The organism is Streptomyces sp. Isolate_45 (assembly GCF_024721315.2).
GTDB lineage: Bacteria > Actinomycetota > Actinomycetes > Streptomycetales > Streptomycetaceae > Streptomyces.
The window spans coordinates 1-10,186 of record NZ_JANFAK020000235.1 but is presented as its reverse complement, the minus strand read 5'-3'; the positions used below and the strand labels follow the sequence as shown (position 1 = coordinate 10,186).

Below are 10,186 nucleotides of genomic sequence, written 5' to 3'. Positions count from 1 at the left end.
CAACAGACACCACAAAAACCAGATTGTACATTGTGACTGGATTTCAGACTTGTGATATTCCGATCTGAGGGGCCGCCCCCCGGCCCGCACGCGGCGGGCAGCCGCGGCGTGCGGCGCGTTCCGTTCAGGTCGGGGTGGCCGCGGCGGCCGCGCGGCGGGCCGCGGCGACGACGGGGGAGCGCCGGAACTCCCGGGCCAGTGGCCCCAGCGGTTGCCCGCCGAGTCGGTACGGGGCGGGCCCGTCCGGGCCGGAGTCCGGACCGGAAGCCGCCGGGGCCGCCCCGTCCCCGCACACCCGCTCGGCGGCCGTCCGGTGCTGACAGGCGGCGGCGAGCATGGCGGCGTCCGCCACCACGGCGGCGGCCGGTCCGTCGAGGCCCTGGCCGCGCGCGGCCTCGTACGCGGCGGACCGCACGGCGGGGTCGAACCAGTGGGCGAGGGCCAGCAACCCGTCGTCGATGATCGATTCGCGGTGGATCAGCCGGATCCCGACCGGCGACCACCAGGTCAGCGGCACCGTCGTCACGCTCCGGGCGGCGAACCCGCGCAGGGCCCTCCACAGCGGGCGCAGCCGTCGGTACTGGCTGAAGTCCCGCCAGGGCGCCGACCCGCCGAGCATCGGCACGATGAACCCCGAGCCCACCAGCAGCGCCGCCGCCGAGGCCATCGGCGGGGCCACGTGCGTGGACAGGAAGTCCCAGTCCCGCCCGGACCAGCGCGCGCCCACCGCGGCCCACTTCGCGACGAGGTACCCGAGGTCCATCAGCCCGCCGAGCATCAGCAGCGCGAGCCCCCACCGCAGGGACCGCAGCGCGGGGTCGACGCGCAGCGTCCACTTGAGGCAGAGCACGCTCAGCGCCGTGCTGCCCACCGTGTGCGCCAGCAGGTAGCAGACGATCATCTCGCGGAGCCACGGGGTGTTCGCGTAGTACGTGTCCAGGTCCCGCAGCCGTTCCACCGGCGCGTCCCCGATCACGAACAGGGCGACGATCAGGGCGGTCACGGCGCCGAACGCCCACACCGTCAGCCGCGTGGCCCGTCGGACCCCGTCCGCCGGGCCCCCGGCCCAGTGCAGGATCAGGACGACCGAGGCCCCCGAGAACGCGGTGAGGACGCCGTACACGAGCGGGGCGGCGCAGTTCACGACGCCGGTGACCTCGTTGACCGCGGCCAGCGACGGCGGCGCCGCCAGGAAGGTGAGCAGACAGCCGACCACCAGCAGCGCGCAGACGGCCCGCATCAGCGGCTGGTCCCAGTTCCGGCGCAGTGCGGGGGCCTTGATCAGCAGGGCCAGGACCATGACGGATCCCGCCAGGTACAGGACGAGGTCCTCCCTCACCGGGAGCGGCCGGTCGGGCCCGGCTCCCGCGGGTCGGTGCCTGGCCCGCCGGCGGCACCCGTACCGTCCGCACCGCCGAGCCCGGCGACGGCGCGTTCGGCGGCGGTCAGCGGCGGGCCCTGCGGGGCGCCCCGTCGGGAGGCCCGCAGCACCCGCCACACGGTCCGGGGGCGGAACCAGTGGGTGGGCGGGCTGCTCATGGTGACGACCTCCAGGAACGCCGCCGTGAGCGGCTCCTGGGTGGTGGCCCCGGTCAGGAGGCGGCCGACGTACGCGTCGAGGAGTCCCGCGCCGGGCCTGGGCCTCATGCCGATCGCCCCGGGGTACCGGATGTCCTGCGAGGTGGCCAGTTCCCACGCGGTGGCGACCGGCGGGGCGAGCGCGCGCTGGGCGGCGATGCCGAAGCCGGGCCGGTCGAGGCCGCCGCCGCGCAGCAGGGCGCGGACGCCGAGCAGTCCGCGGGCGGCGACCGTCATGCCCTGCCCGTAGAGCGGGTTGAAGGTGGCGACGGAGTCCCCGACGGCGAAGAACCCGTCGGGGAGGTCGGCCCGCTCGAAATGGATCCGCCGGTTCGCGGTGCCCTGGGTGACGGCGACGTCGCCCAGCGGCTCGCGGCCCTCCAGGAGCTCGCCGACGATCGGATGCCGGACGGCCTTGGCGAACGGGACGAAGGCCTCGGGGTCGTCGGTGGGCCGGCCGCCCCGGGTGCCGGAGAGGGTGGCCTGCCACACCCCGTTCTCGATCGGGACGATCGTCGCGGTGCGGCCGGGGACGGGAACCCGCGGGTCGGACTGCACGTTGACGATCGGGAAGCCCAGTTCGTGCGCCCCTTCGGGCGCCTCGAAAAGCCGGGTCGCGTAGACCAGCCCTGAGTCGACCTCGGACCGCCGGATGCCGCTCACCCCGAGGGCCGCCAGCCAGCTCGGGGCCCGGGAGCCGCGGCCGCAGGCGTCGACGACGAGATCGGCCGACACGAGTCGCCCGTCCTCGTCGGGGGTGTCGACGCGGACGCCGGTGATCCGCGCCGCCGTCCCCTCCAGGCTCCGTACGCGGCTCCGCTGGAGGGTGGTGACCCCCGGGAGCGCGCCGACGCGGGCGCGGATCACGGAGTCGAGCAGGTCCCGGCTGCAGGAGACGCTGAACTGCTTCTCGCCGCAGCGGGGGATCCAGCCCTGCGGCGTCATGGTGACCAGGTCCGTGGGCAGGCTGCGGCGGATCGCCCCGGCCGCCGTCCACTCCTCGCCGATGCCCGGCAGGATCTCCTCGATCGCGCGGGCCCCGCCCGACCACATGACATGGACGTGCCGGGCCTGCGGGAGTCCGCGCCGGGGCCGCGGCCCGGCGGGCAGCGCGTCCGCGTCGATGATCGTGACCGTCGCGTGGTCGGCGAGCACGGCTGCCGCGAGGAGGCCGGCCAGGCTGCCGCCGATGACGACGGCGTGGCGGGGCGGGGTGGACCGGGTCATCGTGTGGTGCTCTCTGTCAGGCCGCGCGAAGGCCGGGCGGCGTAGGTGGGAAAGGGGGGCGGCCGGGACGACGGTGCCGTGCGGGGCGGTCAACGGCCCCATCCGAGCGAGGTGTTGATGCGCTCGATCTCCTCCGGGAAGTGCGCCTGTCCGCGAGGTGGGAGGAAGGCCTTGAGGAGCATGCCGAGGTACAGGCCGAAGGTCTCGGCCCGGATCTCCGCGGGATCCTCCCGGTCGGCGCGTGCGGCGGCCTGCCGGACCACGTGGTCCAGCGGGGCATCCGGACGCAGCAGCTCCGCGAGACTGCCCCGGGGGCCCGTCAGACGGGCCGCGACCGTCATTCCGGGGCCGTGCGCGTCGCAGGTGCCCTCGTGCACGTGCCACAGTTCGTGGCAGGCGATGACGAGTTGGTGTTCGGGTCGGGTGCGGGCCTCGATGACGAGCAGGTCGCGGTCCTCCAGCTCCAGCCACAGACCGCTCGCGGTGTCGGGCGGGAAGGGAACCGCTCGGAACTCCAACGGCCGGCCGCCGCGGCGGCGTGCGAACGCGGTGCAGAGCGCGCCGATGATCCGGGCGGCGTCGGAGGGCGCCGCCGGGCGCACGTCGGCCAGTAGGGCGGCCCCGAGGCTCCGCATGGTCCGGGTGGTCCTCATGACGCCTCTTCCCCGCCGGGAACCCTCGCCCCGTCGCCCCCGCCCGGAGCGGTGGTGCCGGGTTCGGGCTCGCGGGGAACCGGCCGGCCCTCGCGCGCGAGGAGCTCGTCCAGATAGTCGGCGAGGGACTTCCAGCCCGCCGGGGAGAGGCGTCCGGCGCGCGTGACGATGCTCCGTACGTCATGGGCGCGCAGCACCGCGAGCATCGGGTTCTCCCCGTCCGTCCCGCCCGCCCGGACGGACCGCAACTCGCCCTCCACGCAGCCCAGTACGCCGGCCAGCGCCTCGGCGTCGTCGGCCAGCAGGAAGCCGCCCTCGACGCCGTAGAAACGCTGGATCCCGGCGGCCGCCGCGAGGTTGGGCAGCCCCTCGCCGCGGGCCAGCCGGGTCAGGGACTGGCCGGAGGCGTCGAAGGACCCCGCGATGGCCGTCAGGGAGTGCGGGCGACCGTCGGCGCGGGGCCGGGTCCGCCGCAGGTGCTCGAAACGCAGCCGTACCTGTTCGCGGAGCGGCAGCCTCGGCGGGTGCCCGTCGAGGGTGAGGCGGATGGCCTGTGGGGTGAGGCCGCTGAGGTACGAGAGGTGGTCGAGGTCGTCCGCGGCGACGGGGCCGTCCGGACCCGCCGCCAGGGCCCGCTCCACCGCGCTCTTGCTGTCGGCCATCAGGAAACCGGCGTACACCCCGAAGAAGCGCTGCACGCCGGCGGCGTGGCCGAGCCGGGGCAGTCCGGTGCCCGCGTTGAGCGGGCCGAGGGAGGCGCCGGGGGCGTCGAAGTCCTCGGCGATGGCGGCGAGCGACCACTCCCGGCCGTGCTTGTCGCGACGGGTGGCGCGCAGTCGCAGGAACCGCTCGTGCACCCTTCGTTCCAGGGGGACTTCGGCTGCCGTTCCGGCCAACACCTGCGGAATCAGCTCCGGTTCGATTCCGGACAGGTGCCCGAGCCGTTCCACGGAAAGGACTTCGGCGGGGTCCTGCCCGCACTGACCGGCCAGGTGGGCGATGCGGTCCCGGGCCGCGATGAGGTCGGGTCGGGCGGCGGCTCGCACCGGGAAGCTCTCCGTAAGTCGACAGGACGTTCGAGGGAACGGGCTGCGTGAAGCCTAGTCCTCGGCACTTCCTCGAACCAGCACAACCCCAACATTCCCTGCGGTCGGTCTCAAAAAGGGTTGGCTCTCGGCACCCTCGCCTCGGCCACGACGGCGACCGCGCGGTTCGGCGGGGCCGCCGGATAATGCCGTGCCGCGCCGCCCGTCGCAGGGCAGACTCGCCGCATGGTGGACATGTGGGCGTTCCGGGACGCCGTGAACAACTGGGCGGCCGGCGGGCCCGGCGGCCCGGCCGGTGATCTGGCCGCGCGGCTCGGACTACGGGCTGCGGTGCTCCTGGAAGGGCCGAGCGACCTCGAAGCCGTCGAGGCCCTGGCCGAACGGCAAGGCCGTGACCTCGCCGCCGAAGGGGTGTCCGTCGTGTCGATGCGCGGGGCGATGAACGTGGCCCGGTACGCCGGCCTGCTCGGGCCGCCCGGACTGGGCCTGCGCCTGACCGGTCTGTGCGACGAGAACGAGCAGGGCTTCTACGAGCGCGGCCTGGAGCGGGCCGGGGCGCCGGGCGCGGCCTTCTTCGTGTGCGCCGCGGACCTGGAGGACGAACTCATCCGCGCGCTCGGCACGGCGCGCGTCGAGGAGATCATCGAGGCCGAGGGGGACCTGCGCGCCTGGCAGACCCTGCTGCACCAGCCCGCCCACCAGGGCCGGCCCCGGCAGCGGCTGTTGCGGCGCTTCCTCGGGACGAGGAAGGGCCGCAAGATCCGCTACGGCCGCCTCCTGGTGGAGTCCCTCGCGCCGGGCCAGGTCCCGGCCCCGCTCGCCGCCCTCCTCGGGAGCCTGTGACCCGGCCCGCGGGGTTCGACCGCCACCGCGCCGCCGGCCCGGCCCCGCGGCCCGTCCGACGGGCGTTACCCGGGAGGTAATCGACCCCGTCCCGCGGCGGCGGCACAGTGGGGGCATCGGGTTCCGGGGGCGCGCACTCGCCTCCGGGATCCGGCATCCGCCCCGTGCACCCGACCTCGATGGAGGCTGACCGCCATGTCCGCGACCCTGTTCGGAAACATCGCCCGTACCACCGTCCCGCAGACCGCGCTGCGCCGCTTCCTCGCGCTGGACGCGGTGGTCACCAGCGGGAACGGCGTGGCGTACGCGGCTTTCTCCGCCCCGCTCGGCCGGATGCTCGGCGTCGACGGGACGCTCCTGCTCGGCCTCGGGGTCTTCCTCCTGCTGTACGGCGCCGGGGTGGGGCTGCTCGCCTCCCGGCCGCGGCCGGCCGCCTTCCCGGTGAAGGTGGTCATCGAGGCCAACTACGCCTGGGCCGCGCTCAGTCTGGTGGCCCTCTTCGTCGGCCCGGCCCCCACGACCGCGGGTGCGGTGTGGATCCCGGCGCAGGCGTTGACCGTCGCGTCGTTCGCCCTGCTCCAGCAGCTGGCGCTGCGCGCTTCGGGCTCAGGAACCCGTTGAGCGCAGGTACTTGGCCGTCGCCGCGTCGGCCGGCAGGAGCGTTTCGATGGCCAGCTCGGCGACGGTCACGTCCATCGGGGTGTTGAAGGTGGAGATGGACGACACGAAGGACAGGATCTCCCCGTCGTGCTCCAGGCGCAGCGGCAGCGCGATGTAAGGGACCGACTCCCGTGGCTCGGTGTCGCCGGGGCGGTCCGCCACCGGGTACGCGGCGACCTCCTCGTACAGGGACCGCAGCGCGGGCGAGCGGGCCAGGGCGATCTGGCGCTGCATCTGCTCCAGCAGGTGTCCGCGCCATTCGCGCAGGTTGTGGATCCGCCGGGCGAGGCCGTCCGGGTGCAGGGTGATCCGCATGACGTTCAACGGCGGGGTGAGCAGGTGTTCCGGCATTGCGTCGAGGAGCATCATGACGGCCCGGTTCGCGGCGACGACGTCGTAGGTGGCGTCGACCACCAGCGCGGGGTACGGCTCGTAGGCCGTCATCAGCCGTTCCAGACTCTCGCGGAGCACCTCCATGGCGGGGGCGTCCAGCGGGGTGTGCGCGTACCGGGGGGCGTAACCGGCCGCGACGAGCAGCGCGTTGCGGTCGCGGACCGGTACGTCGAGGTGCTCGGCGAGCCGCAGCACCATCTCCTCGCTCGGCCGGGACCGGCCGTTCTCCACGAAGCTGATGTGCCGGGACGAGGAGTCGGCCCGGCCCGCCAGTTCCAGCTGGCTGATCCCGCGCCGCTCCCGCCAGGTGCGCAGCAGGTTTCCCACAGTCGCCGTCGTCATGGCTCCGACGTTAGCCGAGGACGGTGGCGGCGGCGGAAGCACCTCGGGGACACGCACGCACCGCGGCGCGAAGGGGCCTCCGCGGGCCGTGCTGTGCGAACCTTGACCCCACGTCACGGACGTACGACGGGGCGTACCCGAGGGATGAGGAGCCGGTGCATGCCGAGTGAGCCGCTGTCGCAGAAGGAGATCGAGGACCGCCTGCGGGAACTCCCGGGCTGGGCCTTCGAGGACGACCGGATCGTCCGCACCTACCGGTTGGGCACGCACGTCGCGGCCAGTGCCCTGGTCGTCCACATCGCGGTCGTCCAGGACGAGTTGAACCACCACTCCGACCTCACCCTCGGCTACAACACCGTCCGGCTGTCGGTCAACAGCCACGACGCCGGCGGCGCCGTCACCGAGACCGACTTCGCGCTCGCCGAACGCGTCGAGACCCTCGCCCCGGCCCACGGCGCGAGCTGAGCCCGCCGCGGGGGCCGGAGGCGGGGGCCCGCTCCACTACACCGGCTCCAGCCGCCACCACTGGGACGGGGAGTCGGTGTCCTCGCTCTGGCGGGCCCGGCCCTCGTCGTCGGCCTCCAGGGACAGCCCGCTGACGCAGGCGATCAGCGACACCACCCCGGGGTCGTCCAGGTGCCGCTCGACGAGCCACTCCTGGGCGCCGAAGGCGTTGGCCCGCCACACCTGCACCCGGGCGCCGCTGTCCGTCGAGGCGTTCGCGACGTCCAGCCGGCGCTCGTTGTCCTCGCTCACCACGTGGAAGATCCCGCCGCCGCTGTGCACGGGGGAGATCCGCCAGCGGCGGGCTGCCGCCGGCGCGGGAGGCCCGTCCGGCCCGACCCGCACCCGCGAGGCGCCCTCCAGCTGGAGCACCAGCCCGCTCTCGACGTTCCTGATCCGGTAGGTCCCGTCGGGAAGGTTCACGCCGGCGCCCTCAGACGTCGAAGGCGGCCGGGTCCGGACCGATGCGACGGCCCGCCGCGGTCGCACCCAGGGCGTCCAGCGCGGCCAGGTCGGCGGCGTCCAGCTCGAACCCGAAGACGTCCAGGTTCTCCCGGATCCGGGAGGGGGTCACGGACTTCGGGATCACCACGTTGTCCCGCTGGAGGTGCCAGCGCAGCACCACCTGCGCGGCGGTGCGGCCGTGCCGGGCCGCGATCTCCGCGACCGCGGGCAACGTCAGCAGCTCCTTGCCCTGGCCCAGCGGGGACCAGGCCTCGGTGACGATGCCCAGCTCCGCGTGCAGGGCGCGCAGCTCCTCCTGCGGGAACAGCGGGTGCAGCTCGATCTGGTTCACGGCGGGCACCAGGGCGCTCACCTCGCCGAGCCGCTCCAGGTCCCGCGGACGGAAGTTCGACACGCCGACCGCCTTCGCGCGGCCGTCGGCCGCGATCTCCTCGAACGTCTTCCAGATGGTGAGGAAGTCGTCGCGCATCGGGCGCGGCCAGTGGATCAGGTACAGGTCGACGTGGTCGAGGCCCAGCTTGGCGAGCGAGTCCTCGAACGCGCGCAGCACCGCGTCCCGGTCCCAGGTGTGCGACGGACCGTTCCACAGCTTGGTGGTGACGAACAGCTCCGCGCGCGGCACCCCCGAGGCGGCCAGCGCCCGCCCGGTCCCGGCCTCGTTGCCGTAGACGGCTGCCGTGTCGATGCTGCGGTAGCCCGCCTCCAGAGCGGTGCCGACGGCCTGCCGGGCCTCGGCGTCCGGGATCTGCCAGACGCCGTAGCCGAGCCGGGGCATGAGCGTGCCGTTGTTGAGCTTGACGGTGGGGACCTGGTTCACGTGTGGTCGATTCCCTCGGGTCGGTGCGGGCGGTGCGGACCTGGCCGCGCCACGGTGTACGAGGGGCGACAACCGGCCCCCCGCACACCGTATTCCCGCCGCCGGGCGCGACGCCCCCGGCCGTCGGCCCCCCACACGCCGTGTCACGTCGTACCGAGGTACGCCTCCCTGACCGAGGGGTCCGCACGCACCTCGGCCGGCGTCCCCTCCGCGAGGACCGCGCCGAGGTCCAGCGCGACGACCCGCGCGCACACGTCCATCACGAAGGCCACGTTGTGCTCGACCAGCAGCACCGCGCAACCCTCCTCCTCGGCGAGGCGCCGCACCACCACCGCGAGCCGCTCCCGCTCCGGCGCCGACATCCCGGACGCCGGCTCGTCGAGCAGCAACACCCTCGGCGGATCGGCCACGGCACGCGCCAGCTCGGCCATCCGGGCCCGGCCGACGGGCAGCCCACCGGCGTACTGCTCGCCGAGCGACCCGATCCCGCAGGAGGCCAGGACCCGTTGGCCCCGCTCGCGCCGCTCCCGCTCCCGGCGGCGGCGCGCGGGGAGCGCCAACAGGTCGGCGCCGAGACCACCCCCGCCACCGCGCCACTCCTGGGCGACGAGCACGTTGTCGGCCACGCTCAACTGCCCGAACAACTGCTGGCGCTGGAACGTACGACGCATCCCGTGCCGGGCCCGCCAGACGGGGGAGCGGCGCGTGACGTCCGTCCCGTCGAGCAGGATCCGGCCGCGGTCGGGCCGCCGGATCCCGGACAGGACGTCGAACAAGGTCGTCTTCCCGGCCCCGTTCGGCCCGATCAGCCCGCACACCTCCCCGGCGCGGACCCCCAGGTCCACCCCGGTCAGCGCCCTGACCCCGCCGAAGCGCACACTGATCCCGCTCGCCTCCAGCACGTAGCCGCCGCTCATGGCACCATCCCCAGGTAGGCCTCGGTCAGCCGGTCCGTCTCCACCTCGGCCCGGGGGCCGCACCAGGAGACCCGGCCCTGCGCGAGGTAGGCCACGGTGTCGGCGATCCCCAGGATCTCCGCCGCTTTCTCCTCCACCAGCAGCAACGCGGTACCGGCGTCCCGGATCTCGGTGAGGAGCCCGTACACCTCGTCCACGACGCGCGGCGCCAGGCCGAGGGAGGGCTCGTCCGCGATCAGCACCTGCGGCGGGCGCTCCAGCAGCGGGGCGAGGGCCAGCATCTGCTGCTCCCCGCCCGACAGGGCCCCGGCCACCACCGCCCGCCGCTCCCCGAGGCGGGGGAAGCGGTCGTAGACGGCGGCCCGGGCGGCTGCCTCCGGGAGGTACAGGGCCAGGTTCTCCTCGATGGTCAGCGCGGGGAAGATCCCCCGCCCTTCCGGCGCCAGCAGGACCCCGGCCCGGGACCGGAGCACCGCCCCGTCGCCGGTGGCGTCCCGCCCGCCGACCAGGACCGTCCCGCCGGTGACGGGGAGCAGCCCGGCGGCGACCCGGCAGGCCGTGGACTTCCCGGCCCCGTTGGGCCCGAGCACGGCGAGGATCTCACCCCGACGCACCGTGAGTCCGACCCCGTGCAGGACGAGACCTCCGTCGTACCCGGCGGTGACGTCGCGCAGCTCCAGGGCGGGCGCCCCCCGCGGGCCCGCCCCGCCGCCCGCCGACCCGGGCGGGGCATCGGCCGTC

General features: G+C 74.6%; 12 protein-coding genes. 3 read left to right on the top strand and 9 right to left on the bottom strand.

The window, feature by feature from the left end:
- Nucleotides 1–124: 124 nt before the first annotated feature.
- The 4 genes from NOD94_RS38165 to NOD94_RS38150 all read right to left on the bottom strand — a co-directional run bounded on the left by NOD94_RS38165 (nucleotide 125) and on the right by NOD94_RS38150 (nucleotide 4,504).
- The gene (locus NOD94_RS38165) at nucleotides 125–1,339 is read right to left on the bottom strand and encodes an MAB_1171c family putative transporter (protein WP_281210842.1); all 1,215 of its coding nucleotides are present in this window, start codon (nucleotides 1,337–1,339) and stop codon (nucleotides 125–127) included.
- Entirely contained in the window at nucleotides 1,336–2,805 is a 1,470-nt protein-coding gene (locus tag NOD94_RS38160; protein WP_281210841.1) for a pyridine nucleotide-disulfide oxidoreductase, read from the bottom strand. The genes NOD94_RS38165 and NOD94_RS38160 overlap by 4 nt, the downstream gene beginning before the upstream one ends.
- An 89-nt stretch (nucleotides 2,806–2,894) precedes the next feature.
- A complete protein-coding gene (locus tag NOD94_RS38155) occupies nucleotides 2,895–3,458 on the bottom strand; it encodes a toxin-antitoxin system, toxin component (protein ID WP_281210840.1) in 564 nt (187 codons plus the stop codon).
- Nucleotides 3,455–4,504 carry a hypothetical protein gene (locus NOD94_RS38150; protein WP_281210839.1) on the bottom strand — a complete coding sequence of 350 codons (1,050 nt, stop codon included), beginning with the start codon at nucleotides 4,502–4,504 and terminating at the stop codon, nucleotides 3,455–3,457. The genes NOD94_RS38155 and NOD94_RS38150 overlap by 4 nt, the downstream gene beginning before the upstream one ends.
- 225 nt (nucleotides 4,505–4,729) lie before the next feature.
- Here NOD94_RS38150 and NOD94_RS38145 point away from each other — a divergent pair, with 225 nt between their 5' ends.
- Together NOD94_RS38145 and NOD94_RS38140 are read left to right on the top strand one after the other, a co-directional pair.
- Nucleotides 4,730–5,347 (top strand): TOPRIM nucleotidyl transferase/hydrolase domain-containing protein, encoded by a 618-nt coding sequence (locus tag NOD94_RS38145; RefSeq protein WP_281210838.1) that lies wholly within the window; start codon nucleotides 4,730–4,732, stop codon nucleotides 5,345–5,347.
- 195 nt (nucleotides 5,348–5,542) lie between these two features.
- Nucleotides 5,543–5,968: a hypothetical protein gene (locus NOD94_RS38140; protein WP_281210837.1), complete on the top strand. Its 426-nt coding sequence runs from the start codon at nucleotides 5,543–5,545 to the stop codon at nucleotides 5,966–5,968.
- On the opposite strand, the gene NOD94_RS38135 is transcribed toward NOD94_RS38140, so the two are convergent.
- Nucleotides 5,954–6,742 carry a helix-turn-helix transcriptional regulator gene (locus NOD94_RS38135; protein ID WP_281210836.1) on the bottom strand — a complete coding sequence of 263 codons (789 nt, stop codon included), beginning with the start codon at nucleotides 6,740–6,742 and terminating at the stop codon, nucleotides 5,954–5,956. The two genes, NOD94_RS38140 and NOD94_RS38135, sit on opposite strands and share 15 nt — an antisense overlap.
- Nucleotides 6,743–6,901: 159 nt before the next feature.
- Here NOD94_RS38135 and NOD94_RS38130 point away from each other — a divergent pair, with 159 nt between their 5' ends.
- On the top strand, nucleotides 6,902–7,207 hold the full coding sequence (locus NOD94_RS38130; RefSeq protein ID WP_281210835.1) for a 4a-hydroxytetrahydrobiopterin dehydratase: 306 nt from the start codon (nucleotides 6,902–6,904) through the stop codon (nucleotides 7,205–7,207).
- Between the two features lie 36 nt (nucleotides 7,208–7,243).
- Here NOD94_RS38130 and NOD94_RS38125 read toward each other — a convergent pair whose 3' ends face one another.
- From NOD94_RS38125 to NOD94_RS38110, 4 genes are all read right to left on the bottom strand, one after another.
- Complete coding sequence (locus tag NOD94_RS38125; protein WP_281210834.1) at nucleotides 7,244–7,669, bottom strand: RICIN domain-containing protein; 426 nt, start codon at nucleotides 7,667–7,669, stop codon at nucleotides 7,244–7,246.
- A 10-nt stretch (nucleotides 7,670–7,679) separates the two neighbouring features.
- Nucleotides 7,680–8,528, bottom strand: coding sequence for an aldo/keto reductase (locus NOD94_RS38120; RefSeq protein WP_281210833.1), 849 nt, complete (start codon nucleotides 8,526–8,528; stop codon nucleotides 7,680–7,682).
- A 143-nt stretch (nucleotides 8,529–8,671) separates the two neighbouring features.
- Complete coding sequence (locus NOD94_RS38115; protein WP_281210832.1) at nucleotides 8,672–9,445, bottom strand: ABC transporter ATP-binding protein; 774 nt, start codon at nucleotides 9,443–9,445, stop codon at nucleotides 8,672–8,674.
- Nucleotides 9,442–10,186, bottom strand: a 745-nt coding sequence (locus NOD94_RS38110; protein ID WP_281210831.1) for an ATP-binding cassette domain-containing protein, incomplete at its 5' end; no start/stop codon positions are given. The genes NOD94_RS38110 and NOD94_RS38115, both read right to left, overlap by 4 nt.